General features: G+C 70.8%; 24 protein-coding genes. 12 read left to right on the top strand and 12 right to left on the bottom strand.

All coding sequences use genetic code 11. The features are described from left to right. The first annotated feature begins 200 nt into the window (after positions 1 to 200). The 4 genes from PWG71_RS02760 to PWG71_RS02745 all read left to right on the top strand — a co-directional run bounded on the left by PWG71_RS02760 (position 201) and on the right by PWG71_RS02745 (position 4,194). Positions 201 to 761 carry a ferritin gene (locus PWG71_RS02760; protein ID WP_274807848.1) on the top strand — a complete coding sequence of 187 codons (561 nt, stop codon included), beginning with the start codon at positions 201 to 203 and terminating at the stop codon, positions 759 to 761. A 94-nt stretch (positions 762 to 855) separates the two neighbouring features. Beyond that, positions 856 to 1,629, top strand: coding sequence for an LON peptidase substrate-binding domain-containing protein (locus PWG71_RS02755; RefSeq protein WP_274807847.1), 774 nt, complete (start codon positions 856 to 858; stop codon positions 1,627 to 1,629). Positions 1,630 to 1,774: 145 nt separating this feature from the next. After that, the gene (gene ybaK, locus PWG71_RS02750) at positions 1,775 to 2,230 is read left to right on the top strand and encodes a Cys-tRNA(Pro) deacylase (protein ID WP_274808126.1); all 456 of its coding nucleotides are present in this window, start codon (positions 1,775 to 1,777) and stop codon (positions 2,228 to 2,230) included. A gap of 98 nt (positions 2,231 to 2,328) precedes the next feature. Further along, positions 2,329 to 4,194 carry an AMP-dependent synthetase/ligase gene (locus PWG71_RS02745; RefSeq protein ID WP_274807846.1) on the top strand — a complete coding sequence of 622 codons (1,866 nt, stop codon included), beginning with the start codon at positions 2,329 to 2,331 and terminating at the stop codon, positions 4,192 to 4,194. Positions 4,195 to 4,198: 4 nt separating this feature from the next. On the opposite strand, the gene PWG71_RS02740 is transcribed toward PWG71_RS02745, so the two are convergent. After that, positions 4,199 to 4,852, bottom strand: coding sequence for a hypothetical protein (locus tag PWG71_RS02740; RefSeq protein ID WP_274807845.1), 654 nt, complete (start codon positions 4,850 to 4,852; stop codon positions 4,199 to 4,201). A gap of 81 nt (positions 4,853 to 4,933) precedes the next feature. Here PWG71_RS02740 and PWG71_RS02735 point away from each other — a divergent pair, with 81 nt between their 5' ends. After that, positions 4,934 to 5,473 carry a DinB family protein gene (locus PWG71_RS02735; protein WP_274807844.1) on the top strand — a complete coding sequence of 180 codons (540 nt, stop codon included), beginning with the start codon at positions 4,934 to 4,936 and terminating at the stop codon, positions 5,471 to 5,473. A gap of 44 nt (positions 5,474 to 5,517) precedes the next feature. Further along, complete coding sequence (locus tag PWG71_RS02730) at positions 5,518 to 6,048, top strand: DinB family protein (protein ID WP_274807843.1); 531 nt, start codon at positions 5,518 to 5,520, stop codon at positions 6,046 to 6,048. Between the two features lie 71 nt (positions 6,049 to 6,119). Here PWG71_RS02730 and PWG71_RS02725 read toward each other — a convergent pair whose 3' ends face one another. The 4 genes from PWG71_RS02725 to PWG71_RS02710 all read right to left on the bottom strand — a co-directional run bounded on the left by PWG71_RS02725 (position 6,120) and on the right by PWG71_RS02710 (position 13,733). Further along, on the bottom strand, positions 6,120 to 6,911 hold the full coding sequence (locus PWG71_RS02725; RefSeq protein WP_274807842.1) for a PadR family transcriptional regulator: 792 nt from the start codon (positions 6,909 to 6,911) through the stop codon (positions 6,120 to 6,122). A gap of 151 nt (positions 6,912 to 7,062) precedes the next feature. Next, entirely contained in the window at positions 7,063 to 10,626 is a 3,564-nt protein-coding gene (gene dnaE, locus PWG71_RS02720) for a DNA polymerase III subunit alpha (protein ID WP_274807841.1), read from the bottom strand. A gap of 189 nt (positions 10,627 to 10,815) precedes the next feature. Beyond that, positions 10,816 to 12,555 (bottom strand): HNH endonuclease signature motif containing protein, encoded by a 1,740-nt coding sequence (locus PWG71_RS02715; protein ID WP_274807840.1) that lies wholly within the window; start codon positions 12,553 to 12,555, stop codon positions 10,816 to 10,818. Positions 12,556 to 12,887: 332 nt separating this feature from the next. Then, the gene (locus tag PWG71_RS02710) at positions 12,888 to 13,733 is read right to left on the bottom strand and encodes a hypothetical protein (RefSeq protein ID WP_274807839.1); all 846 of its coding nucleotides are present in this window, start codon (positions 13,731 to 13,733) and stop codon (positions 12,888 to 12,890) included. 68 nt (positions 13,734 to 13,801) lie between these two features. On the opposite strand from PWG71_RS02710, the gene PWG71_RS02705 reads away from it, so the two are divergent. Then, entirely contained in the window at positions 13,802 to 15,034 is a 1,233-nt protein-coding gene (locus PWG71_RS02705; RefSeq protein ID WP_274807838.1) for an endonuclease/exonuclease/phosphatase family protein, read from the top strand. A gap of 147 nt (positions 15,035 to 15,181) precedes the next feature. Here the strand turns inward: PWG71_RS02705 and PWG71_RS02700 are convergent, their stop codons facing one another. From PWG71_RS02700 to PWG71_RS02690, 3 genes are all read right to left on the bottom strand, one after another. Next, a complete protein-coding gene (locus tag PWG71_RS02700) occupies positions 15,182 to 15,493 on the bottom strand; it encodes a chorismate mutase (protein WP_274807837.1) in 312 nt (103 codons plus the stop codon). A 232-nt stretch (positions 15,494 to 15,725) separates the two neighbouring features. Beyond that, a complete protein-coding gene (locus PWG71_RS02695; protein ID WP_274807836.1) occupies positions 15,726 to 16,385 on the bottom strand; it encodes a PaaI family thioesterase in 660 nt (219 codons plus the stop codon). A 147-nt stretch (positions 16,386 to 16,532) separates the two neighbouring features. Beyond that, positions 16,533 to 16,970 (bottom strand): GNAT family N-acetyltransferase, encoded by a 438-nt coding sequence (locus PWG71_RS02690; RefSeq protein WP_274807835.1) that lies wholly within the window; start codon positions 16,968 to 16,970, stop codon positions 16,533 to 16,535. A 57-nt stretch (positions 16,971 to 17,027) separates the two neighbouring features. On the opposite strand from PWG71_RS02690, the gene PWG71_RS02685 reads away from it, so the two are divergent. From PWG71_RS02685 to PWG71_RS02670, 4 genes are all read left to right on the top strand, one after another. Then, positions 17,028 to 17,885, top strand: coding sequence for an AraC family transcriptional regulator (locus PWG71_RS02685; RefSeq protein ID WP_274807834.1), 858 nt, complete (start codon positions 17,028 to 17,030; stop codon positions 17,883 to 17,885). Positions 17,886 to 17,941: 56 nt separating this feature from the next. Beyond that, positions 17,942 to 18,664 carry an AzlC family ABC transporter permease gene (locus tag PWG71_RS02680; RefSeq protein ID WP_274807833.1) on the top strand — a complete coding sequence of 241 codons (723 nt, stop codon included), beginning with the start codon at positions 17,942 to 17,944 and terminating at the stop codon, positions 18,662 to 18,664. Continuing rightward, complete coding sequence (locus tag PWG71_RS02675; protein ID WP_274807832.1) at positions 18,661 to 18,975, top strand: AzlD domain-containing protein; 315 nt, start codon at positions 18,661 to 18,663, stop codon at positions 18,973 to 18,975. The genes PWG71_RS02680 and PWG71_RS02675 overlap by 4 nt, the downstream gene beginning before the upstream one ends. A gap of 340 nt (positions 18,976 to 19,315) precedes the next feature. Next, positions 19,316 to 20,998: a thiamine pyrophosphate-dependent enzyme gene (locus tag PWG71_RS02670; protein ID WP_274807831.1), complete on the top strand. Its 1,683-nt coding sequence runs from the start codon at positions 19,316 to 19,318 to the stop codon at positions 20,996 to 20,998. 58 nt (positions 20,999 to 21,056) lie between these two features. On the opposite strand, the gene PWG71_RS02665 is transcribed toward PWG71_RS02670, so the two are convergent. Next, complete coding sequence (locus tag PWG71_RS02665) at positions 21,057 to 21,980, bottom strand: LysR family transcriptional regulator (RefSeq protein ID WP_274807830.1); 924 nt, start codon at positions 21,978 to 21,980, stop codon at positions 21,057 to 21,059. Between the two features lie 73 nt (positions 21,981 to 22,053). Here PWG71_RS02665 and PWG71_RS02660 point away from each other — a divergent pair, with 73 nt between their 5' ends. Beyond that, complete coding sequence (locus tag PWG71_RS02660) at positions 22,054 to 23,022, top strand: DMT family transporter (protein ID WP_274807829.1); 969 nt, start codon at positions 22,054 to 22,056, stop codon at positions 23,020 to 23,022. Positions 23,023 to 23,134: 112 nt separating this feature from the next. Here the strand turns inward: PWG71_RS02660 and PWG71_RS02655 are convergent, their stop codons facing one another. Genes PWG71_RS02655 through PWG71_RS02645 form a run of 3 tightly spaced genes read right to left on the bottom strand, consistent with a single transcriptional unit; the run spans position 23,135 to position 25,094 of the window. After that, entirely contained in the window at positions 23,135 to 24,061 is a 927-nt protein-coding gene (locus PWG71_RS02655; protein WP_274807828.1) for an RluA family pseudouridine synthase, read from the bottom strand. Next, positions 24,058 to 24,654, bottom strand: a complete 597-nt coding sequence (lspA, locus tag PWG71_RS02650; protein ID WP_274807827.1) for a signal peptidase II — start codon at positions 24,652 to 24,654, stop codon at positions 24,058 to 24,060. Before lspA ends, PWG71_RS02655 begins: the two co-directional genes overlap by 4 nt. A gap of 29 nt (positions 24,655 to 24,683) precedes the next feature. Further along, positions 24,684 to 25,094 (bottom strand): TraR/DksA family transcriptional regulator, encoded by a 411-nt coding sequence (locus PWG71_RS02645; protein WP_274807826.1) that lies wholly within the window; start codon positions 25,092 to 25,094, stop codon positions 24,684 to 24,686. Positions 25,095 to 25,235: the final 141 nt, after the last annotated feature.

The following is a 25,235-nucleotide window of genomic DNA, read 5'->3' as shown; positions in this document are numbered from 1 at the left end:
AATGATGGACGCCACATCGGAACCGAAGGTGCGAGAGGCCGCCTTTCCGGCATTCGCCACCAGTGCGCACGAACACTCGAAATAAGTTCCTCCTTACTTTGGCATACCTAACCTAAAAAAGATTCAGAAAGGCTTGCCTAACAAATTTCAAGGCGTTTCTTGATTTCCTTCAATGTCTTTTCATGCGTTATTATGGATGCATGACTTCGAACAAGAGCAGCGATAGCGGCCTTTCCAAGTTCCACCGACTCCTCGTCGACCAGGTGCGGCATGAGCTGACGGCCTCCCACCAGTACGTGGCCATCGCCGCCTGGTTCGACACCCAGGACCTTCCCCAGTTGGCGCGGGTGTTCTACGAACAGTCGCTGGAGGAGCGCGACCACGCCATGATGCTGGTGCGCTACCTCATCGACCGGGACATCGATTTCGCGTTCCCGGGCGTGGACGAGATCGAGACCGAGTTCGCCGCTCCGCGCGACCTGGTCGCCCTGGCCCTGCGTCAGGAGCGCGAGGTGTCCGACCAGTTCCAGCGGCTGGCCAAGGTCTCCCGCGACGAGGACGACTACACCGGCGAGCAGTTCCTCCAGTGGTTCATTCAGGAGCAGGTGGAGGAGATCGCCAAGATGTCCACCCTGTTGAACGTGATGGACCGTTCCTACGGGAACCTGTTCGACGTGGAGAACTTCGTGGCGCGTGACATGCCCAGCGAGGACAAGGGCAGCCAGGACGCGCCGACCACGGCGGGTCCCTCCGTTTCCTGAGTCTGGTTCGACGCTCCAGGGGCGCCCGGTGGGAGCCGGGCGCCCCTCCGGGTGTCCGGGCCTCGGCCGCCGTGACGAAAGGCATACTGGGGCCATGGTCCAGGCTCTGCCGATCTTTCCGTTGAACACCGTTCTGTTCCCCGGTGTGAACGTCCCCCTGCACGTCTTCGAACCGCGTTACCGCCGGTTGGTGGCCGAACTGCTCGGCCCCACCCTCACCCGGGGCGAGCCCGCCGTGCGCGATCGCTCGCCCCGGCGTTTCGGGGTGGTGTGGATCGAGCTGGGACACGAGGTGGCGGGCACCTCGTCGGCGCAGAGCGCCGAGAGCACGGTGGGGGCGCCCACGCTGGGGGGCGACGTCCGGTTGCCGCGGGTGAGCGGCGTCGGCTGCACCGCGCTGGTCCGCAACGTGCGCACCTACGACGACGGCCGCTACGACCTGGTGATCGAGGGCGGCACCCGGTTCTCCATCGAGGACCTGACGGAGGTCGACGCCTCCTCCCCCGACGTCTATCCCACCGCCTCGGTGGCGTTCCTGCCCGAGGCTGCGGGTCCGGACGCCGAGGAGCACGCCGAACGGGCGCGAACGCTGTTCGAGATCTACCGGGAACGGTTGTCCGCGGCGGGGTTGAGCACGGGGGCGTTCTCGGAGATGCCCAAGGAGCCGATCCCGCTGTCCTACGCCCTGTCCGAGACGGTCGTGCTCGACCAGTCCGAGAAGCAGCGCCTGTTGGAGGCCGAGGACGCGGCGACCCGGTTGGCGGTGCTGGCCCGGTTCCTGCGCCGTGAGAACCGCATCGTGCACACGCCGACCCTCAACACCCTGCCCGCCGGCCCCTTCCTCAACAACGGGGTCTCCTTCAACTGAGGACCTTCGACCCTGGTCCGTCGGGCCGCGAACCGCACGAAGTTCGTTAGCCTGCCCTACAGAGCAGGTGTCCGGGGCCGACCGGACGTACGCCTGCGAAGAGGGACCGGGGGAGCCCATGAGCGGAAAGGCCACGCCCGCGACCGTGGCGGCCGGAAGGACGAAGACCACCTATACCCTGCACCCGTACGAGGTGGAGGGCGGGGAAGGCCGTTCCTACGGGACCGACGCCGCCGACGCGCTGGGGGTGCCCCACGAACGGGTGTTCAAGACACTGGTGGCCGAGGTGGACGGAACCCTCATCGTCGGGGTGGTACCGGTGAGCACCACACTGGACCTCAAGGCGCTGGCCGCCGCCGTGGGCGGAAAGAAGGCCGTGATGGCCGATCCGGCCAGGGCGGAGAAGGCGACCGGGTATGTGCGGGGCGGTATCAGCCCGCTCGGTCAGCGCAAACGACTGCGGACGGTCATCGACGCGTCGGTGAGGGACCTGCCGACGGTGTACGTGTCGGCCGGACGGCGCGGGTTGCAGATGGAACTGACCCCCGGCGACCTCATCTCGCTCACCGAGGCGGTCACCGCTCCCATCGGCGCGGACTGAGCTTTTCCCGCCTGGATCGCGGGAAGGATGCGGGGGTACCCGGCCACAAGCGGACATCGGCTGTTGCCGCCCCCACTACCCGAAGGTAGCTTTGTGACATGGGTAACACTGCATCCCCCTTCTCGTCTGTTCCGGACATGTTCGTCTCCCGTGTCGCCGAGAGCGGCGACGCGACGGCGTTCACCTACCCCGTCCCCGACACGACCGGCGCTCCCGAGACCTGGGAGACCCTGACCTGGTCCCAGACCCGCGACCGGGTGCGCGACCTCGCACTGGGCCTGCACTCCCTGGGGGTCACCTCGCAGGCCCGCTGCGCGATCGCCGCCGGCACCAGGATCGAATGGATCCTGGCCGACCTGGCGATCCTGTGCGCCGGCGGTGCGTCCACGACCATCTACCCCTCGTCCACCGCCCCCGACGCGGCCTACATCATCGCCGACTCCGGCAGCATGGTGGTCTTCGCCGAGAACGCCGAACAGGTGACCAAGCTCGTCGACCAGCGGGCGCAGATCCCCGGCGTGTCCAAGGTCGTGGTCTTCGACGGCGAAGGCGGTGAGGACGGCTGGGTCATCACCCTCGACGAGCTGAGCGCGCTGGGCGCGAAGGCGCACGAGGAGAGGCCCGACCTGTTCGGCGAACTCGTCGGAGCGGTGGAATCCGGACACCTCGCCACCCTCATCTACACCTCCGGTAGCACCGGACGCCCCAAGGGCGTACGGCTGGACCACGCCAACTGGCTCTACGAGGCCCAGGCCCTGTCGGACCTGGACGAGGAACTGCGCGGTCAGGGCTGGGAACTGCTCACCCCCCAGGACGTCCAGTACCTGTGGTTGCCCCTGTCCCACGTGTTCGGCAAACTCATGCAGGTCAGCCAGCTGCGGGTGGGCTTCCTCACCGCCGTGGACGGGCGGGTCGACAAGATCGTCGACAACCTCGCCATCGTGCGTCCCACCTTCATGGCGGCCGCGCCACGCATCTTCGAGAAGGTCTACAACCGCGTCGTCATGCAGGCCAAGGAAGCCGGTGGCGCCAAGTACCGCATCTTCACGTGGGCCGTGGGCGTCGGCGACAAGGTGGCCCGGCTCAAGGAGGAGGGCAAGGAGCCCACCGGGGCGCTGGCCCTCCAGCACAAGGTGGCCGACCGGCTGGTCTTCTCCAAGCTGCGCGCCCGCTTCGGCGACCGGCTGAAGTTCTTCATCTCCGGCAGCGCCCCGCTGGCCCCCGAGATCGGCCGGTTCTTCCACGGAGCCGGGATCATCATCCTGGAGGGTTACGGGCTCACCGAGACCAGCGCCGGCTCGTTCCTCAACCGTCCCGGTGACATCCGGTTCGGCACCGTGGGCCTGCCGATGCCCGGCACCGAGGTGAAGATCGCCGAGGACGGGGAGATCCTGCTGCGCGGCGGCGGCGTCATGCGCGGCTACCACAACATGTCGGGCGCCACCGAGGAGGTCCTGAACGAGGACGGCTGGTTCGCCACCGGCGACATCGGCGTCCTGGAGGACGGCAAGCTGCGCATCACCGACCGCAAGAAGGAGCTCATCAAGACCTCCGGCGGTAAGTACGTGGCGCCGCAGGGCATCGAGAGCCGGTTCAAGGCGCTGTGCCCCTACGTCAGCAACCTGGTGGTGCACGGCGACCGCCGCGCCTACTGCGTGGCACTGGTCGCCCTGGACCCCGAGGCCATCGCGACCTGGGCCGAGGAGAACGGACTGGGCGAACTCGACTACGCCGGGTTGACCGGGGACCCGAAGGCGCGCGCGATGGTCCAGGAGGCCATCGACGAGCTCAACCTGACCCTGCCCCGGCACGAGACCATCAAGAAGTTCGCGATCCTGCCCAACGACCTGACCGTGGAGGGCGGCGAGATCACGCCGAGCCTGAAGATGCGGCGTCGGGCGGTGGAGGCCAAGTACCAGGAGATCCTCGACGGCATGTACGAGGACAGCGTGCGGACCCTCTGACCCGTCAGCGCGGCAACGGATCCGGCCCCTCGCCCAGCGGCGAGGGGCCGGTCGGCGTCGGGGCGGGTGCGAGGGGTTCGTCGTCGCGCGCGGCGGTCGACCGCGCCCCGGGCACGCCCGGCAGGTCCCGCCGGAGCATGCTGATCACGTCGAGCAGGGCGTATTGGAGGACGAAGACGAAGGGCCACGCGACCAGGAACGCGGTCGCGGCCAGGTCCAGACCGATGGTGACCCGATCGCCGGGCTGAGCCCGTTCCAGGGCGGCGTGCAGGGGGGCGTCCAGCAGCACACCGACGCGCCAGGTCAGCAGGGTGCCGGCGACCGAACCGAGGAAACCGGCGACGAGGCACAGCAGGCGCAGGTCCCGAGGGCGGCGTCGGGCCAGGGGGAACTGTGCCATGTAGGCGGCGTAACCGGAGACGAGCCCGGCCAGCGCGGTGATGATGACGAAGGTCCCCTCCCCCGCGAACAGGGCCTCGCTGGTGCCGGTGAAGACCCCGCCGTCTCCCAGGACGGTGCCCTCGGCGCGGTCGGGGGCCACGACCCACCAGAGCAGGCCCAGGAACACCCCGGCCAAGGCCGGTGCCCCGAACACGCACGCGCCCACGATCACCGGGCGCGGCGCGCGCGGTGCGTTCGCCCTGTTCTGGTCGTTCATCTGCGGCCTTCTCCTCGCCATCGTGTCGTCACCATGGAAAACCGGTGGCCCGACGACATGACCGGAACGGAGAATACCGGCATGAGCGACAACAACAGCACGCTGCGCCTTCCCCTCACCGCCCGTGTCGACCCTCCGATGGCCGCCGACGAACGCACCATGCTCACCTCGTGGCTGGACTGGCACCGCGCCACGGTCCACGCCAAATGCGCCGGGCTGGAGCCGTCGTTGTCGGCGGCGGCGCCGCTGCCGACGTCGCCGTTGATGACGGTGGGCGGGATCGTCTGTCATCTGCGATGGGTGGAGGCGTTCTGGTTCGAGTCGGCCATGCTCGGCCAGCCCGACCCGGCCCCCTATGGCGAGGAGGACCCCGACGCCGAATGGCGGCTGGGGTCCGAGATGCCCCTGGGGACACTGCTGGAGGAGTACGAGGCGCAGTGCGCCAGGTCCCGGGAGATCACCGCGAAACTGGAACTCGGGTCCTCCTCGCGCAAGGTGCTGGGGTCCCGGGGGCGTACGACGCTGCGCTGGGTCCTGGTCCACATGATCGAGGAGACCGCCCGCCACAACGGACACCTGGACCTCCTGCGCGAACTCGCCGACGGCACCACGGGAGAGTGAAGGACGGGGGGAAGGATGTCCGTGCAGAACGCCATGATGAGAAGATGACGGAACCCACCCTCCCGGCCGTGCCCGCGCGCATCGACCCTCCGATGGCCGCCGACGAACGCACCATGCTCACCTCGTGGCTGGACTGGCACCGCGCCACGGTCCACGCCAAATGCGCGGGTATCTCGGCCGCGCACGCGGTGGCCACCCCTGTGCCGACCTCCCCGTTGATGAGCGTGGGCGCGATCGTCTCCCACCTGCGGTGGGTGGAGCACGCCTGGTTCGAGTGGATCCTGCTGGGGTGGCCCGACAACGGGTACGCGACCCCCGAGGACCCGGACGCCGAGTGGCGGCGCGGCAACGAGGTGCCGCTCGGATCGTTGTTGGAGGAGTACGAGCAGCAGTGCGAGCGGTCCCGGGAGATCACCGCCGAACTGGAGCTGGACACGTCGGCGGTGCGCGAGCGCGGGGGCGAGGCCGCCGCGACGCTGCGCTGGGTCCTGGTCCACATGATCGAGGAGACCGCCCGCCACAACGGACACCTGGACCTCCTGCGCGAACTCGCCGACGGCACCACGGGAGAGTAGGGCGCTCGGAGAACACCGAACGGGTGTCGGCCGCGATCGCGGCCGACACCCGTTCTCCGTGTCCGACGGTGTCAGTCGAGGTCGTCGTCCCCCCGAGGGACGGTGTCGTCGTCGGCGAGGATGCGGTAGAGGCCGCGCTTGGTGTCGGACAGCAGGCGCTTGGCCCGCTCCATCTGCTCCTCGGTTCCGGCCTGGGCCACCTGGACCGCCGCGGCGCCGAGCTGGTAGGCCAGGGTGCCGATCTCCTCGTAGCGGGAACGGTCGTCCGCGTAGGCATCGGCGGCGGCCTCCCACGGCGGGGTCAGGTCGGCGCCGCGCTCTTCGAGGTGATCGATGCCCTCTTCGGTGAGCCGGTAGGGGCGGCGGCGGCCCTCGCCCGTCTCCTGTTCGACCAGGCCCTCGTCCTCAAGCTGTTGGAGCATCGGGTAGACGGAACCGGGGCTGGGGCGCCAGGCGCCGCCGCTGCGTTCGCGGCCCTCACGGATGATCTCGTAGCCGCTGCGGGGTTCCTCCGCGAGGAGCAGCAGGATAGCGGTGCGCACGTCGCCGCGCCGGGCCCGTGGGCCGCCGCGGCGGCCCCCTCCGCGGCCGCCGCCGTGCGGGCCGAATCCGCCGAAGGGACCGCCGGGGCCGAACGGTCCGGGTCCCCAGCCTCCGGGGCCCCCGGGCGGTAGGGGCGGGACGGGGGGCTCGGGCGGAATCGGGCCGAATTCGGCTCGGTGACCGCCGCCGTGCGGGTGTCCGTGGCCGGGTCCGCCTCGTCGTCCGCCGGCGAAGCGGCGCGACCGGGGGCCGCAGGGACGGCCGACGTGTTCGCCGTCGTTGTTCCAGGCCCAGGGGCCGGGAAGAGCCATGGCGCTCATCGCGTTCTCCTTCAAGTCGATACAGAGCGACTGTCATACTCTGTTCTGATAGCTCAAAGATATATCGCTAAATTACGCGCGACAAGATCCGGGCACGAAAAAATCCCCGTGCGCCGACTCACGACGCACGGGGATCCGGGCCACATCCGGTCTAGTAGTCGACCGCGTAAGCCCCCAACAGGCTCTTCATCTCACCGTTGAACTCCGGGGAGATCCGCACCGAGTAGCGGTCCACCGCGAAGATCTTGGAACGGACCGGGTTGTCCACCCGGATCCGCACCGGGGTCTCCCCCTTGTGGGTGCTCAACACCTGGCGCAGCTCATCGACCAGGTTCGGGGTCAACCGCTTCTCGTCCACCGTCAGCAGCACCGGGGGTTCGCCCTCGGTGATGTGCGAGATGTCCAGCATCGACATCTCCGAGGCGAACATCGACCACGTACCGTCCCTGTCGTTGAGACGGCCCTTGACCGTCACCGCGGTGTCCTCGATGAGGGCGTCCACGTACAACGGGAACGTCTTGGGGAAGAACAGCACCTCCATCGAGGCGTCCAGGTCCTCCACGGTGGCGATCGCCCATTGGTTGCCCGCCTTGTTCACCCGCTTCTCCACCTTGGAGATCAGCCCGGCGATGCGCACCTCGTTGCGCTCCCGGCTCATCTCACCGGCGACGATCTGGGCGATGGAGGTGTCCCGGGAACGGGCCAGCACCCGCTCGGCGCCGGCCAGCGGGTGACTGGACACGTACAGGCCCAGCATCTCCCGCTCGAAGGCCAGCTTGGTCTTGCGGTCCCACTCCTCATCGCCCCACTGGATGTTCAATCCGATCGGGGTGGCGTCACCGTCCGTGTCCCCGCCGCCGAACAGGTCGAACTGGCCGTGCGCCTCCTGCTTCTTGGAGCTGATCATGCCGTCCACCGCGGCCTCGTGGTGACGGTACAGCTCGCGACGGGGCTGACCGAGGGAGTCGAACGCGCCCGACTTGACGAGGGACTCGATGACCCGCTTGTTGCAGGCCGCGAGTTCGATCTTGGACAGGAAGTCCGTGAAGGACGTGTAGTTGCCCTTCTCGGTACGGGTCTTGATGATCGAGTTGACGACGTTGGCGCCCACGTTGCGCACGGCGCCCATGCCGAAGCGGATGTCCTTGCCCACCGGAGTGAAGCGCAGACCCGACTCGTTGACGTCGGGCGGCAGCACCTTGATGCCCTGAGCCCGGCACTCGGCCAGGTAGACCGCCATCTTGTCCTTGTCGTCACTGACCGAGGTCAGCAACGCGGCCATGTACGCGGCGGGGTGATTGGCCTTGAGGTAGGCGGTCCAGTAGGAGACCAGGGCGTACCCGGCGGCGTGCGACTTGTTGAACGCGTAGCCGGCGAACGGCAGCATGACGTCCCACAGCGCCTGCACGGCCTCCTTGGAGAAGCCGCGTTCCATGGCCCCGGGGAAGAACTTGGCCTCCTCCGCCTCCAGGGCCTCCTTCTTCTTCTTGCCCATGGCGCGACGCATCAGGTCGGCGCCGCCCAGCGTGTACCCGGCCAGCTGCTGGGCGATGGCCATGATCTGCTCTTGGTACACGAGCAGGTGGAAGGTCTCCCCGAGGATCGGCTCCAGGGCGTCCTTGAGGTCGGGGTGGATGGGGGTGACCTCTTGGCGCCCGTTCGACCGGTCGGCGTAGTCGTTGTGGGCGTTGGCCGCCATCGGGCCGGGCCGGTACAGGGACAGGACGGCCGCGATGTCACCGAACTTCTTCGGCTCCATCCGCTTGAGGAGGTTGCGCATGGCGCCGCCGTCGAGCTGGAAGACGCCCAGGGTGTCACCACGCGAGAGCAGCTGGTAGGTCTTCTTGTCGTCCAAGGAGAGCTGGGCGAGGTCGATGTCGAGGCCCTCGGCCTCCTTGATGGACTTGACCGCGTCGTCCATGATCGTGAGGTTGCGCAGGCCCAGGAAGTCCATCTTGAGCAGCCCCATGTCCTCGCACTGAGGGTAGGGGAAGCCGGTGATGATGGCCCCGTCGGCATCGCGCATGTGCAGCGGGATGACGTCGATCAGGGGTTCCTTGGACAGGATGACGCCGGCCGCGTGCACACCGGTGCCGCGGGTCAGGCCCTCGATACCGCGCGCGGTCTCCATGACCTTGGCGACCTGGGGGTCGTTGTCGACGAGGTTGCGCAGCTCGGTGGTCTCGGGGTACCGCTCGTGCTCGGCGTTGAACACGGCGTCGAGCGGGATCTCCTTGCCGCCCACGGCCGCGGGGAACGCCTTGGTGATCTGGTCGCCCACCGAATAGGGCATGCCGAGGATGCGGGTGGAGTCCTTGACCGCCGCCTTGGCCTTGATGGTGCCGAAGGTGAGGATCTGCGCGACGCGCTCGGCGCCGTACAGTCGGGTGACGTACTCGATCATCTCGCCGCGCCGACGCTCGTCGAAGTCGAGGTCGATATCGGGCATGGACACGCGCTCGGGGTTGAGGAACCGCTCGAACAGCAGGCCGTGTTCGAGGGGGTCCAGGTCGGTGATGCCCAGGACGTAGGCGATCATCGAGCCGGCCGCCGAACCACGACCCGGGCCCAGGGCGATGCCCTCCTTGCGGGCGTACTGGCAGATGTCGGAGACGACCAGGAAGTAGGCGGGGAAGCCCATCTCGTTGATGATGCCGAGTTCGAAGTCGACCCGGCGGCGCACTTCGTCGCTCGCCCCGTCCGGGTAGCGGCTCCTGAGCAGCCGCTCGACCTCCTTGGCCAACCAGGAGGCCTGGTCCTCCCCTTCCGGCACCGGGAACTCGGGCATGAGCTGGCGGTGCGCGAACACCTCGTCGTAGGCGTTGGGGTCGATGCGCTCGGCGATGAGGAGGGTATTCCTGCACCCCTCCTGCCACTCGTCGAAGGTGAGCAGGCCGCGCATCTCGTCGACGCTCTTGAGGTAGTAGCCGGAACCGTTGAACCGGAACCGGGTGGGGTCGTCGAGGTTCTTGCCCACGCCGACCGCCAGGAGGGCGTCGTGGGCGTCGGCCTGCGACTCGTAGACGTAGTGGGAGTCGTTGGTGACCAGGGGCGGGATCTTGAGTTCCCGGCCGACCTTGAGGAGGCCGTCGCGGACCTCCTTCTCGATGGGCACGCCGTGGTCCATCAGCTCCAGGAAGACGTTCTCCTTGCCGAAGATGTCCTGGAGACCGGCGGCGTACTCGATCGCCTCCTTCTCCTGTCCCAGTCGCAGGCGTGTCTGCACGCCGCCGGAGGGGCACCCGGTGGAGACGATGATGCCCTCGCTGTTCTCGGACATCAGGTCCAGGTCCATGCGGGGCTTCATGTAGTAGCCCTCGGTGGAGGCCAGGGACGACATCTTGAAGAGGTTGCGCAGCCCGGTCGCGTTGCGGGCGAGCATCGTCATGTGGAGGTAGCGTCCGCCGCCGGAGATGTCCTTGCCGCCCTCGGCCGCGGTGTCGTCGGAGCCGCTGGCCCGCCCCCAGAACACGCGTTTCTTGTGGAAGCGCGACTCGGGCGCCACGTAGGCCTCGATGCCGATGATCGGCTTGACCCCGGTGCCTTTGGACTGTTGGTAGAACTCGTACGCCCCGAACATGTTGCCGTGGTCGGTCATCGCCACGGCGGGCATGTTCAGTCTCCCCGCCTCCTTGAACAGAGGCTTGAGCTTGGCCGCACCGTCGAGCATGGAGTACTCGGTGTGGACATGCAGGTGGACGAAGGAGTCTGCCATGGGTGGAGTGCTCCCGGAAGGGTGGGCGGACGGGTGGTGTCTCTTGAGCCTACGCTTTTCCCACGACGCTCGAAGCGCATCCGCCACGGCCCGGGGACGGACCGCGTCGACGATGCCGGGGGCGGTGAGGCGGCCGGGTGAGCGCACCGGGGTGCGGGCGGGGTCGGGTGACCTGGTCGAGGGCGCGGGTCAGGGCACCGGAGCGGTCGGGGGTGGCTCGGGTGGTGGCGCCGGGAACCGTCCCGCCGTGTCGGACGATCTCCTCCGTCTTCTCTCCCGGTCGGTGTCGGCCCGGTGGCCGCGGTGGGGGCGTCCGGCCCAGTATCCGTGCCGGTCCCGTGCCAGCGCCCGGCGGTGTTTGAGCCGGTTGTGCATGGAGCACAGTGGTTGCAGGTTGTCGGCCCGGGTGGGTCCTCCTTGGAAGAACTCCACGATGTGGTCGGTCTGACACCACCGCAACGGCAGGTCGCATCCCTGTTCCCACGCGCATCCGCTGTGGTTCTTGAAGACCGCCGCCCGTAGCGCGGAGGAGGCCAGTCGACGTCGTTCTCCCACGTACCTGACCACTCCCTCACCGTCGACGAACAACGGGCGGATCGTGGAGCGTGTCAACCATTCACGGAGCACCGATACGGGGAGCACCCGTCCGGTGTCGGTCACGGCCGCCCCGGCGGTGGTATCGCCGGCCAGCACGGTGTCGGGCACCAGTACGTCCAAGCGCACCACGGGTGTTTCGACGCCGGCGCAGTCGTGGTGGGCGTGGGCCACGCCCATCGCGGTGGTGAACGCCTCGTAGGTGCGCTCGGTCCTCGGGGTCACGAGGGCGTCGGGGCCGGTGGGCGGGGGCGGTGTGTAGGAGTCCAGACAGGCCCGTACCAGGGTGGCGTCGGCGGCCGCTCCCCATACCTCGAATCGGAAGGCTCCGTCGTGGGTGGTGGTCAACCGGGCTCCGCGTCCGGCGTGCGCCCAGGCGTGGTCCTCCTCCAGGCGGTCCGGTGCCAGGGAGGCCCGTAGCCGGTTGCCGAGACGGTGGATCCGCGCCACCGACAGCGTCTCGCTGTTCTCCCGGGCGGCGAGGACGGAGGCCTCGATCGTCCTGCGCGCCTCCTCGGGGGAGATCCGTTCGGTGTGGCCGTCGGCGAGGGTCTCTTTGAGGTGGTCGGCGTGGGCGGCGGCCTTGTCCGCCTCTTTGGCGATCGCGATGGCCTCGCCGAGGGACACCTCGCCTCGTTCCAGGGCCTGTTCGGTGTCGGGCAACCGTCCGTGGTGGAGCTGTTGGGCCAGGAGTTCCATTTCCGCGGCCCGACGGGAGGAGATGCCGTAGGCGTGGGTCATCCAGGCGGCCATGGTGCGCTGTCCTCCCACCTCCAGGAGGCATCCTCGTGCCTGTACACCGGCCAGCGCGACCAGGGCGCGGTGCTCGATGGCGTCCATGTGGCGGTGGACGGCGGTGATCAGGTCCAATACCCGGGCCTCGCCCCCGGGGGGCACCGGTCCGCCGAGTGCCCGGTCGACGGCTTCGACGGCGGCGCGCAGCGCGACATCGACCGAGGTGTACCCGGCCGGTTCGTCCACGTGCTCCCTGTTCTCCACCATGACCACACCATACGATCCGCGACCACCCCTCCCCCGGTTTTCCACAAGTGGCCTTATCCGGCCGAGGGCTCCCCCGGTTCTCGGCACCTCATCACAGAGTTCGGTGAACCCGGAGGCGACCTTGTCGCCCTCTCGGGCCTCCAGGGGCGACCGTTGGGCGGTCTCCACCATCGAGATCATGGACTTCGGGTACGGGATGGGATCCGCGAGCCGGGCCCGAGTCGGCCCGGCGGCCTCGCTATGGCGTTCGAGTTCGGTGGCGTGGTACCTCAGCGCCGGCGACGCCGCACGCGGCTCGGGCTCCTCTTCCGGGACGATACGCAGTTCGGGCATGGCAGGCGCTCCGCCAGGGGGTGGGGGGTGGCCGCGGAGCCGGTCTCAACGGACCGGCCTTGCCGACGTGGTTTCGCGGTCACCCTTGGTGGGGGTTTCCGCAGACCGGGTCCGGTCACCCGGTCACGATCTCTCCGGTCGTGCCCACAGCGAATGCCGCCTGCCCACGGACACCCACAGGTCGGCCCGGCGTTTCGGACATGAATCCGCAGATCACGCGGTGAACAGGAATGGGTGGCGTCGAGCGGGACGGGCATGCCGCCGCGGAGACACCTCTGTCCATGTCTGCCGGGTGGCCCCGGCGCCGGAGGGGTGGCTCTCTGTGGCGGGGGTCAGGAACGGAGGGTGTGGGCGAGGGTGCGCAGCCAGGGTTCGCGGAAGGCGGGTTCGGCGGTGAGCACCCGCCGGAACGCGTCGCGGACCTCCGGGTCGCGCCCCCGCTCGTGGAGGGCGACCGCGGCCGACAGGGCGGCGCGGGTCCTCTCGTCGTGGCGTGGGCGGGCGACCTCGGGATCGGCCCAGCGGGTGCGGCGGAACGACGGTTCCGTCTTGGGCTGGACGTTCCCCAGGAAGCCCCACAGCCATCCGGGAATCGACACGTTGCGCACCGCGCGGGGCGGCAGCTCCTCCACCCAGGGGGCGTGCTGCCGCCAGCGCCACGTGTTGGGGCTGGTCTTCTCCCGGGCGACGATCCCCAGGTAGCCGATCCGGCCGCGGATCCGGTTCCGGTCCGCGCGTTCGTCGTCGGCCCAGGCCGTCAGCTCCCGGTGCAGGTTCTCGAACGTGCTCCCCTCGTTGACCAGGTCGCAGAACACGATGGCCCGGCCACCCCCGACGAGCCGGGCCGGGGTGATGCCCTGGGCGGTCAGGTTGACCCGGAGTTGTGCGCGCTCGGTCGGGGTGAGGCTCCCGCCGTCGCATCCGTACAGGGACAGCGGCAGCCGGTGGACGCGGTCGCGGTGCGGGGTGTCGGCGAGGACACCGTGGAGCAGGTCGTACAGGCTGTCCGGGGAACGACCGACGAAGTACAGGTCCCGGTCCGCACTGCGGGCCAGGACCTTGGCCGTGCAATCGACGAGGGCGTCCACGTAGGTCCCGTCCGGCCGCACGGGTTCGGTGAGGGACCCCGTGTGATCGCGTTCCACGTCCCAGCGGAAGGGGAGGTCGGGTTCGGGCATGCCCGTCAGGGAAGCGGAGTCGGGCGCCTCGCGCAAGGGCTTTTCCCGGTGGGCGCGAGGATGGGTCGGTGACCTCTCTCCGTCCGGCCTCGACCGCCACCCTGGTCCTCGTCACCGAGGACGCGCCGATCGCTCCGCCCGCCGTGGCGGTGTCGCCGTCGGTGCCGCCGCCCGTGCCCGAGGGGTCGGTGCGGTTCGCGACGTTCAACACGGCCCTGTCCCGAGGGCGGCCCGGAAGGATGGCGCGGGCGTTGGCGTCCGCGGGGTGGGGGCGGGCGCGGGTGATCGCCGAGACCGTGCAGCGGGTGCGCCCCGACGTGCTGCTGGTGAACGAGTTCGACCACGATCCCACGGGGCGGGCCCTGCGGTCGTTCGCGCGGGGGTATCTGGCGCGGGGGTGGAACGGTGCGGAGGGTGTCGATTACCCGTACGCCTACACGGCTCCGGTGAACACGGGTGTGGCGTCGGGTGTGGATCTCAACGGCGACGGTCGGGTCGTGACGGAGCCGGGGAGCGTCGCCTACGCCGAGGACGCGTTGGGGTTCGGGCGGTTTCCCGGCCAGTACGGGATGGCGGTGTTCTCGCGGTACCCGTTGGACGTGGCGCGGGCGCGCACGTTCCGGTCGTTGCGGTGGGCGGAGATGCCCGGTGCGCTGCTGCCGGTGGACCCGGTGACCGGGGGGCCGTTCTTCTCGCCGGAGGCGCGGGCGGTGGCCCGGTTGTCGTCCAAGAGCCACTGGGACCTGCCGGTGGATCCGGGGTGGGGCCGTCCGGTGCACCTGTTGGCGTCGCATCCGGCGCCGCCGGCGTTCGACGGTCCGGAGCGGCGGAACGTGCTGCGCAATCACGACGAGGTCCGGTTCTGGGTGGATTATCTGACGCCCGGCGCGGACGGCTACATACGGGACGACGCGGGTGTGCGCGGCGGTCTGGAGCCGGGGGCGCCGTTCGTGGTGGCCGGGGATCTCAACGCCGATCCCCGGGAGGGCGCGTCGCCGCCCAAGGCGATCACCCGGTTGTTGGAGCACCCCCGGGTGGTGGATCCGCTGCCCTGCTCCCAGGGTGGCCGGGGCCGGGTGGGGAGCGCGGTGTGCGCCGTGGGGCATGGGGAGGTGTGCGCGGAGGACACGCGGCGGGGGCACCTGAGGGTGGACTACGTGTTGCCGTCGCGGGGTTCGTCGGTGGGTGCTCGGGGTGTGTTCTGGCCCGCTCTGGACGACCCGTTGGTGCGGCTCACGGGTGTCGGGCGTCCGTTCCCGGGGTCGGATCACCGGCTCGTCTGGGTGGATGTGGCGCCGTGACCGGGTGCCCGGCCCCATGGGGAGGGCGGGTGGCCCGTGGGTGCGCGGAACGGTCGGGTCGGGGCGGCTTTCGGGGGCCGGGGTTCGGATGGGGCCCGGGCCGCGCGTCCTCGCCGCGTCGGGACGGTGGCCGCCCGGGCCGTCCGGTCACGGTCGGTGTTGGCGGGCGGCCTCCTCCTCGGCGGCGGCCAGTCCCGCGCTGATGACGCTGTCCATGATGGCGGCGAGCCGGTCGGCGCCCAGGCGGGGAGCGTGTCGGGCCATGCGTTCGACGAGGCGGCGCTCGCGGTCCATGTCGCGGCCGGCGAAGTAGCCGACGGGCTTGAGCCGTTGGACCCGGGCGGCGATGAGGGCGCGCTGTTCGAGGAGTTCGGCGAGTCGGGCGTCGACGTCGTCGATGTGTTCGCGCAGCCGGGCGATCTCGTGGGTGGTGGACGGGGTGGTGGTCTGGTCGTGCACGGTGGCCTCCGGTCGCGTTGGGTGCGGCCGTACGGTGTCCCGCGCGGGGGTGTCGGCCGCCTGGAAAGCGAAAGAGCACCGGGGCGCGATGCCCGAGTGCTCTGTTGCCGACGTTCCCGTTTCCGCCTACGTGTCGACGGCCGACGGGAGCGTCGGCTCGTTAAACACGCGATAGCGGTGGGTCATGTCCGTGATGGTAGCGCGTCCGTGGGGTGTGTGCACGGGGACCCGCCTATTCGGGGATCTCGACGCGCACCATGATGGCGTTCGCCTCGGCGGTGACCTCGCCGTTGACGCGGATGCGGCCGGTGACGAAGACCTTGCGCCGTTCGGTGCGCCGCACTTCGGCGGTGATCTCCAGCGGGTTGAACAGGGGGGTGGGCCTGCGGTAGTCCACTTCGAGTTTGGCGGTGAGGCCGGGTGAGGTGGCCAGGGAGGAGGCGGTGCCGACGGCCTGGTCGAGGAGGGCGGCGATCCAGCCGCCGTGGACGAGTCCGGGCGGGCCCTGGTAGAGGGTGCCGAGGGTGACCTCGCCGCGCACGCCCTCGGCGGTGGGCTGGAGGAAGAGCGGTGGGGCGGCCGGGTTGGTGTCGCCGGCGACGATGTTCGTGATGGTGCCGTGCTCGGCGGTGCCGTCGTCGAGTTCGCGGCGGACCATGGTGCCGATCTGGCGGCGGGCGACGTCGAGGCGGCCGGTGACGTCCTCGATGGTGGCGGCGGCCTCGGCGAGGGTGTCGGTGTCGGCTCCGGTGTTGGCGACCACGTCGATGAGGGTGTGGACGCGGGCCACCAGGTCGCGCAGCTCGGCGGGGATGTCGGCCTGTTCGACGACGGGGAGTCCGAAGGCCCGGGGGTCGGGGCGTTGGGGGGCCGGCTGCGTGTTGACCGTCATGTGTTCCTCGTCGGATCGGCGGGTGGGCTGGTGGTGGGGGGCACCAACGTCAAACCGAATCCTACTCGGTTGTATTCCGGTCGGGCATCGCCCGCACGTGCGCTCCCCGTCACACCGTCGGAGGACGGGGAGCACGCGTCCGCGGGGTCAGGCGAGGTCGCGGACCATGTGACGGTGCGGGATCCCGGCGTCGAGGAACTCCTCACCGTGCGCGGCGTAGCCGAGCCGCTCGTAGAAGCCCAGCGCGTGGGTCTGGGCGTGCAGCTCCACCGCGCGCAGTCCGCGTGCGCGGGCCCGGTCCTCCGCGGCCCGCACCAGGGCGGCCCCCAGGCCGTCGCCGCGCCGCTCCGGCAGGACGGCCATGCGTCCGAGCAGGCCGGTCCCGTCGCCCTGGTCGACGAGTCGAACGGTACCGGCGGGCGCACCGTCGACGAGGGCCAGGAGGTGCTCGGCGGCCGGGTCGCGCTCGTCCCACTCCTCCTCGATGGGCACCTTCTGCTCGGCGACGAAGACGGCGCCCCGGATGACGAACACGGCGGCGCGATCGTGCTCCTCGCGCGCCGGGCGGATCTCGGTAGTGGTCATGCCCGCAGCGTAGTACCGCTCCGGCCGGGTCCGGGCCCCGGCGACTAACCTGGGCGCATGGGCATGCCCAGTGTCGTTCACCCCGCCCCCGAGGATCCGCGCGCCGAGCACGCGCGTTACTGGCGCTTCTCCGGGCTGCCGGGCACCGAGATGCTCACCGCCCGGTTCGTCACCACCACCTTCACCCGGCACACGCACCCCACCTACACCTTCGGGATCATCACCGGCGGCATCGAGGAGTACACCCACCCGGGCGGTACCTCCCGGGTGGGCCCGGGCGGGCTGGCCGTGGTCGCCCCCGACGAGGTGCACACCGGGCACGCGGGCGTCCCCGAGGGCTGGGCCTACCGGGTGTTCTATCCCGAGCCGGAGGTGGTGGTGGACATCGCGCGGGAGCTGGGGTTGCGGGGCACCCCGGCGTTCACCGAGTCGGGCATCGACGCGCCCGACGCGTCCCGGCTCCTGCACGCGGCGCACCTGGCGGCCGAACGCGGCGACCGGCTGGGCTCCTCCTCCCTGGTACGGCGCGGGATCGCGACGCTGCTGCGCTCCCACGGACGCGAACGCCCCCCGGAGGTCCGCGAGCGTTCGGCCCGCCCCGAGGCGGTCCGGGCCCGGGAGATCCTGGCGGCCCGGCTGACCGGCCCGCCCACCCTGGAGGAGTTGGCGGCCGAGGTGGGTCTGAGCCCCTTCGCGCTGTCCCGGGCGTTCTCGGCCGCGTACGGGCTTCCCCCGCACGCCTACCTCAACCAGGTGCGGGTGGACCGCGCCCGCGCCCTGCTGGTGGCCGGCCGCCGGCCGAGCGAGGTGGCCGTGGAGGTGGGGTTCACCGACCAGGCGCACCTCAACCGGCACTTCCGCCGGCACCTCGGGGTGCCGCCGGGCGCCTACCGGCGGGCGCTGTCCGTCCTCTGAGCCGGGCGCAAGAACGTACAAGACGGCTCCCCGCCCCTCTCCTAACGTGGGCGAACGTGAAAGCCATCTCCCTTCTGCGTTCTCCCGCGGTGCGCGACGGCCTCGGGATCGGTGTCGCCGTGGGCGCCGCCGGTCTGGCCTTCGGCACCGCCGCCGTGGCCGCCGGGCTGTCGCCCGCCCAGGCCGTGTTCACCAGTGCGTTCATGTTCACCGGAGCGTCCCAGTTCGCGTTGATCGGTGTGGTCGCCGGCGGCGGCGACCTCGTCGCAGGGATGCTCGGGGCCCTGCTGTTGGGCGCCCGCAACACCCTGTACGGCCTTCGGCTGGCCGATGTGCTGGGGTGGCGGGGCGGTGTGCGGCGCGCGCTGGCCGCGCACGGGGTCATCGACGAGACCACCGCGGCGACGCTGGCCCAACCGGATCGGGCGTCGGCCCGGCTGGCGTTCACGACGACCTTCGTGGTCCTGGGGGCGTCGTGGGTGGTCACCACGCTGGTGGGCGCGTTGGCCACCCGGCGGGTGAGCGACATCGACGCGTGGGGGCTGGACGCGGTCGGCCCGGCGATCTTCCTGGCCCTGCTGTGGCCCCGGTTGCGCGAGGGCGGTGCCCGCGCCCGGCTGATCGCCGGGCTGGGCGCGGGACTGGCGCTCGCGGCCACTCCGGTGCTGCCGCCGGGGGTGCCGGTGCTGCTGGCCGCCTCGGCCGCGCTCATCGCCCTGATCGGTCCGGAATCCCCGGCCGCCGAGACCGCCGACGACACCGAGGAGGTGCGGTCGTGACCCTGTGGATCGCGTTGATCGCCACCGCGGTCGGGTGTTACCTGCTGAAGTACGCGGGGCTGGCCGCGCCCCGCCGGTTGCTCGACAACGTGTGGCTGCGCCGGTTCGCGACCGCCGTGCCGTTGGCGTTGTTGGCGGCGTTGATCGCCGTGGAGGCGCTGCGCGGTGAGGGGCAGACCCTGGCGTGGGACACGGCCCGGATGGGCGGGGTGGGCGCGGCCGTGGCGGCGTTGGCGCTGCGCGCCCCGTTCCTGGTGGTCGTCCTGGTCGCGGCCGGTGTCACCGCCGGGTTGCGGGCCCTGGGGTTGTGAGGCGGCCGGGGGTGTCCGTACCGCTCCCCCGGTGGCACCGACGGCGATTGCGGGTGCGTGCCGTTCGGGCCGGGCCCGTGCGCCGCCCGGTGGCGGCCCTCGCGGCACGGGTCCGCGGACCGTGGGGCCGGGCGGGGCGATCGTGGGGAATCCACCCCCTCCCCGATCGTTCCGTGGTGTGATCGCGGTGGACCGGATCGTGCGGACGGACGGTCGTCCCCGGGTGCGGAAGGCGTTCCTTGACCGGGCTTCGGCGCGCCTGTCAGAGTCGGCGACAGACGCCCGGCCGATCCCGGACGCACCGAGTGGACCTTGCGACGATGGAAGGGACCCCACCCCCATGGCCAGAGCCGATCACCGCACCGCACCCCCCGACCGCACGGCCGCGCAGGCGGTGGTCGACGTCCTGGCCGCGGCCGGCGTCCGCCGCTGCTACACCGTTCCGGGCGAGAGTTTCCTGGAACTCGCCGACGCCATCGACCGCCATCCCGCCATGCGCCTGATCTCCACCCGGCACGAGAACGGCGCCGGGTTCATGGCCGAGGCCGACGCCAAGCTCACCGGTGTCCCGGCGGTGGCGGCGGCCACCCGCGGCCCGGGGGCGGCCAACCTGGCGGTGGGGGTGCACACCGCGATGCAGGACTCCACCCCGATGATCGTGTTCCTGGGCCAGGCCGAGACCGAGCGGCTGGGCCGGGAGGCGTTCCAGGAGGTGGACCTCACCGCGTTCTACGCGCCGATCACCAAGTGGTCCACCACCGTGCACCGGGCCGACCGGTTGGCCGAGGTCACCGCCGAGGCGATCCGGGTGGCCCGGTCCGGGCGTCCGGGGCCGGTCGCCATCGCGGTGCCCGGGGACCTTTTCGGGGCGCCGGTCGCGGCCGGTCGGACGCCCCGGCCGCCGGCTCCGTCGCGTCCGCCGTTGGGCGAGGCGGAACGCGACCGGTTGGCGACGTGGCTGACCCGCGCGGTGCGCCCGGTGATCATCGCGGGCGGGGGCGCCCGGTCGGCGCGCGGGGATCTGGTGCGGGTGGCCGAACGGTTCGGGGCGGGGGTGTACGCCGCGTGGCGGCGGCAGGACGTGTTCCCCAACGATCACCCGCTCTATCTGGGGCATCTGGGGTTGGGGACGCCGCCGGCGACGTTGGCGGCGTTGGAGGAGGCCGACGCGGTCCTGGTCGTGGGGTGCCGGTTGAGCGAGACGACCACCCAGGGGTATCGGCTGCCCGATACGACGCGGGCCCGGGTGGCCCGGATCGACATCGATCCGGGCCGCCCGGGGTCGCACGTCGACCTGTGGTCGTCGGTGGTCGCCGATGCCGGGGCGGCGCTGGGAGAGCTGGCCGAGGCCCCGTTCCAGGCCCCTTACCGGGACTGGAGCACGGCCCGGCGGACGTGGGTGGAGTCGGCGACCGTCCCGGAGGAGACGGAGGCGCACGGGGGTCCGGGGATGCACCCGTGGCAGGTCGTCGCGGGGATGCGGGAGGCGTTGCCGGAGAACGCGATCGTGACCAACGACGCCGGGAACTTCGCGTCGTTCCTCCACCGGGGTTGGTGGTTCCGCCATCCGGGCACCCAGTTGGCGCCCACCAGCGGGGCGATGGGGTACGCGGTGCCGGCGGCGGTGGCCGCGAAGGTCGCGGCGCCGGAGCGCACCGTGGTGGCGGTGGCCGGTGACGGCGGCGCGCTCATGACCGGCCAGGAGGTGGAGACGGCGGTGCGCGAGGGCGCGGCGATCACGATCGTGGTGTTCCAGAACGGTCTGTACGGCACGATCGCCATGCACCAGGCGCGTGAGATGGGGCGGTTGGCGGGCACCCGGATCGGTGGGCCGTTGGACCTGGCGGGGTGGGCCCGTGCCCTGGGGGCCCGGGGGGCGACCGTGCGCACCAGGGAGGAGCTGGTGAAGGCCTTGGGGGAGGCGGTGGGAGCCGATCTGCCGACCCTCGTGGACGTGCGCACGGACCCGGAGGTGATCAGCCCGGTGGCCACCCTGTCCGAGCTGTTGGAGGCCCCTCGTTGACCGGCGCCCGGGCGCGGTGTCCCCGCCGCGTCCGGGTGGTCCGTTCCGGTGTGCGTGGTCAGCAGACGGGGACGGGGCGGGTGTCGTAGGCGGAGGCCGCGTCGCGCAGGGCGCGGACGGCCGCGCGGATGGCGGGGCGGCGGGAGGCGTCGGTGCGCCAGAACGCGTACACCTGGCGGACGAGGGCGGGCTGGACCGGGACGAGGCGCACCCCGTCCGGTAGGGGTCCGCGGCCGAGGCGGGGCATGACGGCGGCTCCGATTCCGGCGGCGATGAGGGCGAGTTTGGTCTGGTGTTCTTCGACGTTGTGGATGACGCGGGGTTCGCCGCCGCGTGAGCGGATCATGTCGTAGAGCCAGTCGTTGCAGATCGACCCTCGCGACCAGCTGATCCAGGGCAGGTCGAGGATCTCGTCGATCTCCAGGATCTCCCGGTGGGCGAGGGGGTGGTCGGCGGGCAGGGCGATGTCGCCGACGTCCTCCATGAGCGGGGCGCGGCTCATGCCGTCGGGCAGGGTGAGGGGGGAGCCCCTCCAGTCGATGACCATGCAGAGGTCGACCTCGCCGCGGGCGATGGACTGCTGGCTTTCGCGGGGTTCCTCTTCGAAGAGTTCGACCCGCAACCGGGGGTGGGCCTCGCGCAGGGAGTTGAGGGCCTGGGGGAGGATGCCGCGCACGGCGGTGGGAGTGGCGGACAGGCGCAGGTGTCCGGTGACGTCGTCGCGGTGCGCTTCCAGTTCGGCTTCGGCGCGTTGGACCATGGACAGGATGCGGGCGGCGTGTTCGACGAGGAGTTCGGCGGCGTCGGTGAGGCGCACCCCCCGGCCGTTGCGCTCGACGAGGGACTGGCCGACCTCGCGTTCGAGTTTGGCGAGTTGCTGGGAGACGGCCGAGTTGGTGACGTGGAGGGCCTCGGCCGCTGCGCTGAGCGAACCGTGTGCCGCGATGGCGTGGAGGACACGGAGGCGGTCGACACTGAGCATGTAAGCGACACTAACTCACGCGTTAAGAAATGCGAAGTAGACCTAACACATCGGATCACGGTACAACCGTTCCATGTCCGTACTCTCCCCGTCCGAGGCCTCACCCGTCGACACCCGCCGCCCGTTGGCCGACTGGCGGTCGAAGTTCGCGCTCCTGGCCCTGATCTGGGGCATGAGCTTCGTGTTCATCAAGGTGGCCGCCGAGTCGTTGGCGCCGATGCAGGTGTCCCTGGGCCGTATCGTCGCCGGCGCCCTGCCGCTCCTGGTGGTCATGCTGCTGCGCGGCGGCCGGTGGCCCGCCTCGCCCCGTCTGTGGGCGCACATGGCCGTCGCCGCGCTCCTGCTCAACACGATCCCCTTCACCCTGTTCGGGTACGCGGGGCAGCTCATCCCCTCGGCGGTGATGGGCATCGTCAACGCCGCGACGCCGCTGTTCGGGGTGGCCTTCTCGATGGTGCTGCTGGCCGACGAGCGGCGCCCGGACCGGGACCGGGTGCTGGGTCTGGCGGTCGGGTTCCTGGGTGTGCTGGTGGTGTTCGGGGTGTGGAACTCCCTGGGAGAGGTGAGTGTGAGCGACCGCGACGCCATGATCGGGATGGCCTTCGTGGTGGCCGCGACCGCCTGCTACGGGATCGGCACCCCGTACCTGCGCCGGTTCGTGGCGGGCAGTTCCCACAGCGCGCTGGAGCTGAGCACCCTGCAACTGCTGCTGGCCGCCGTCCCCCTGGCGGTGCTGGTGCCCTTGACCACCGACGTTCCCACCGGTGTGACCTGGCAGGTCGTGGCGTCGGTGGTGGTGCTGGGGGTGTTGGGCACGGGGGTGGCCTACATCCTCCAGTACTCGGTGGTGCGGGAGGCGGGTGCGACGGTGGCCACCACGGTGACCTACGTGGTGCCGGTCATCTCGATCGCCGCCGGGATCACGCTGATGGGCGAGTCCCTGTCCTGGAACCAGCCCTTGGGCGCGGTGGTCATCATCGTCGGCGCGGCCCTGTGCCAGGGGATGATCCGTACCCGGCCCGTCCGGCCGCCCTCGGCCTGACCGGGGCCGGGCCGGGAACGACGCGGGGCCCCGATCCGCCGCCGGACCGTTCGCGGTCGCGGTGCGGGTCGGGGCCCCGGTGTGTGCGGGAGGTCCGGTGCGTGCGGGAGGTTCAGTCCTCGCGCAGGATCTCCATGGCGCGCTCCAGGTCCTGCGGGTAGGGGCTGGAGTACTCGACGGGACGGTGCTCGGTGGGGTGATCGAACCCGAGCCGTACCGCGTGCAGCCACTGGCGTCGCACGCCCAGGCGTTCGGCGATGGTGGGGTCGGCCCCGTAGAGCGCGTCGCCCACGCACGGGTGGCGCAGCGCCGACATGTGCACCCGGATCTGGTGGGTGCGTCCGGTCTCCAGCCTGATCTCCAGGAGGCTGGCGGCCCGGAACGCCTCCTGGGTGTCGTAGTGGGTGACCGAGGGGCGTCCGCCCGCCACCACGGCCCAGCGGCCGTCACCGGCGGGGTGCCGGTCGATGGGGGCGTCGACGGTGCCGCGCAGCGGGTCCGGGTGCCCTTGGACCAGGGTGTGGTAGCGCTTGTCGACCCTGCGCTCCTTGAAGGCGCGCTTGAGGACGCTGTAGGCGATCTCGCTCTTGGCCACCACCATCAGCCCGGTGGTGTTGGCGTCCAGTCGGTGCACGATGCCCTGGCGTTCGGCGGCACCGCTGGTGGCCACCTGCACGCCGGCGGCCAGCAGGCCCTCGAGGACGCTGGGGCCGGTCCATCCGACCGTGGGGTGGGCGACCACCCCGACGGGTTTGTCGACCACGAGGATGTCGGCGTCCTCGTGCACGATCCGCATGCCCGGCACGGCCTCGGGGCGGGGCACGGGCGCGGTGGGCGGCGGCGGGAGGGTGATCTCCAGCCAGGCGCCGGCGTGGACCCGGTCGGACTTGGCCGCCTCGGCGCCGTCCACCAGGACGCTGCCGTCGACGATGAGTTCGGCGGCGCGGGTACGGGACAGCCCGAACAGCCGGGCGATCGCCGCGTCGAGTCGGTCGCCCTCCAGGCCGTCGGGCACGGGCAGGCTGCGGGTGTCGCTCACTGGCCCTTCCCTTCGGTCGTGTCGTCACCGGGGGCGGTGTCGCCCTCGGCGTCGTCGGTGGTGGCGACGGTCGCCTCGGTCTTGTCGGACGCCCAGGTGCCGTCGGGGTCGAGTCCCTTGAAGGTCAGCGCGACGACCAGGATCGCCCCGACCACCACGCAGGAGTCGGCGACGTTGAAGACCGGGAAGCTCATCACCTTGACGAAGTCGACGACGGCGCCGTGGAACGGTTCGGGCTCGCGGAAGATCCGGTCCAGCAGGTTGCCGGCGGCCCCGCCCATCATCAGGCCGAGGGAGGCCGCCCACCAGGCGCTGCGCACGCGCAGGCCGTAGCAGGCGATCGCGATCACCACGACGGTGGCGATGGTGGAGAACACCCAGGTGTGGTCGGTGCCCATGGAGAAGGCGGCACCGGTGTTGTACACCAGGGTGAACTGCACGACGCTGCCGATGACGTCGAGTCGTTCACCCTCGTGGAAGGTCGCCAGGACCCATTCCTTGGTGAGGAGGTCGACACCGATGGCGGTGAGCGCGATGAGCACCAGCATCGGATAGCGGCGCGGGGGGATCCCCGTCTTGCGGTTCGTGGTCATGTTGCTGTCCCCGGAGGGCTCTACCTCAGTCAGCGGCGCTCCTCGCGCTGTTTGCAGGTGACGCACAGGGTGGCCCGGGGGAACGCCTGAAGGCGCGCCTTGCCGGTGGGCCGACCGCATGACTCACAGATCCCGTAGGTCCCCGCGTGCATCCGTTCGATCGCCCGCTCGCTCGCGGCGAGCAGGTCACGAGTATTGTAGGCCAACGCCAGCTCGTGTTCGCGTTCGAAGGCCTTGGCCCCGGTGTCGGCGGGATCGTCCCCCGCCCCCTCGACGGGGTCGGTGAGCCGTTCGGCGACCTGTCGCTCGACCTGGCGTATCTCCTCGCGCGCCGTGGCGATGTCGTTCTCCAGTCGGTCCCGGACCCGGACCAGTTCCTCCGACGTCCAGGGGTCCTCCCCCGGCAGCACCGGCATATCCGCCGCCTCGGTGGCTTTCATCGCGTTGCCTCCCCCGACCGTGCGGCACCCGCCCGAACCCCGCCGACCTGCGGGATCACCCCCGTGGGCGGAGCCGCGAGTGGTGCGGGGAAGCCTAGGCGAGCACCGGCCCCTTGGCAACGACCGGGCCCGGTGACGGGC

It is taken from the genome of Nocardiopsis sp. N85 (assembly GCF_028882275.1).
GTDB lineage: Bacteria > Actinomycetota > Actinomycetes > Streptosporangiales > Streptosporangiaceae > Nocardiopsis > Nocardiopsis lambiniae.
This window is presented reverse-complemented; position numbering and strand designations above follow the sequence as displayed.

What these genes read in the sequence shown, in the direction of transcription:
- PWG71_RS02760 (WP_274807848.1), top strand. Translation starts at nt 201, where the DNA reads ATGACTTCGAACAAGAGCAGCGATAGCGGCCTTTCCAAGTTCCACCGA.
- PWG71_RS02755 (WP_274807847.1), top strand. Translation starts at nt 856, where the DNA reads ATGGTCCAGGCTCTGCCGATCTTTCCGTTGAACACCGTTCTGTTCCCC.
- PWG71_RS02745 (WP_274807846.1), top strand. Translation starts at nt 2,329, where the DNA reads ATGGGTAACACTGCATCCCCCTTCTCGTCTGTTCCGGACATGTTCGTC.
- PWG71_RS02740 (WP_274807845.1), bottom strand. Translation starts at nt 4,852, where the DNA reads ATGAACGACCAGAACAGGGCGAACGCACCGCGCGCGCCGCGCCCGGTG.
- PWG71_RS02735 (WP_274807844.1), top strand. Translation starts at nt 4,934, where the DNA reads ATGAGCGACAACAACAGCACGCTGCGCCTTCCCCTCACCGCCCGTGTC.
- PWG71_RS02730 (WP_274807843.1), top strand. Translation starts at nt 5,518, where the DNA reads ATGACGGAACCCACCCTCCCGGCCGTGCCCGCGCGCATCGACCCTCCG.
- PWG71_RS02725 (WP_274807842.1), bottom strand. Translation starts at nt 6,911, where the DNA reads ATGAGCGCCATGGCTCTTCCCGGCCCCTGGGCCTGGAACAACGACGGC.
- dnaE (WP_274807841.1), bottom strand. Translation starts at nt 10,626, where the DNA reads ATGGCAGACTCCTTCGTCCACCTGCATGTCCACACCGAGTACTCCATG.
- PWG71_RS02715 (WP_274807840.1), bottom strand. Translation starts at nt 12,555, where the DNA reads ATGCCCGAACTGCGTATCGTCCCGGAAGAGGAGCCCGAGCCGCGTGCG.
- PWG71_RS02710 (WP_274807839.1), bottom strand. Translation starts at nt 13,733, where the DNA reads ATGCCCGAACCCGACCTCCCCTTCCGCTGGGACGTGGAACGCGATCAC.
- PWG71_RS02695 (WP_274807836.1), bottom strand. Translation starts at nt 16,385, where the DNA reads ATGACGGTCAACACGCAGCCGGCCCCCCAACGCCCCGACCCCCGGGCC.
- PWG71_RS02690 (WP_274807835.1), bottom strand. Translation starts at nt 16,970, where the DNA reads ATGACCACTACCGAGATCCGCCCGGCGCGCGAGGAGCACGATCGCGCC.
- PWG71_RS02685 (WP_274807834.1), top strand. Translation starts at nt 17,028, where the DNA reads ATGGGCATGCCCAGTGTCGTTCACCCCGCCCCCGAGGATCCGCGCGCC.
- PWG71_RS02670 (WP_274807831.1), top strand. Translation starts at nt 19,316, where the DNA reads ATGGCCAGAGCCGATCACCGCACCGCACCCCCCGACCGCACGGCCGCG.
- PWG71_RS02665 (WP_274807830.1), bottom strand. Translation starts at nt 21,980, where the DNA reads ATGCTCAGTGTCGACCGCCTCCGTGTCCTCCACGCCATCGCGGCACAC.
- PWG71_RS02660 (WP_274807829.1), top strand. Translation starts at nt 22,054, where the DNA reads ATGTCCGTACTCTCCCCGTCCGAGGCCTCACCCGTCGACACCCGCCGC.
- lspA (WP_274807827.1), bottom strand. Translation starts at nt 24,654, where the DNA reads ATGACCACGAACCGCAAGACGGGGATCCCCCCGCGCCGCTATCCGATG.
- PWG71_RS02645 (WP_274807826.1), bottom strand. Translation starts at nt 25,094, where the DNA reads ATGAAAGCCACCGAGGCGGCGGATATGCCGGTGCTGCCGGGGGAGGAC.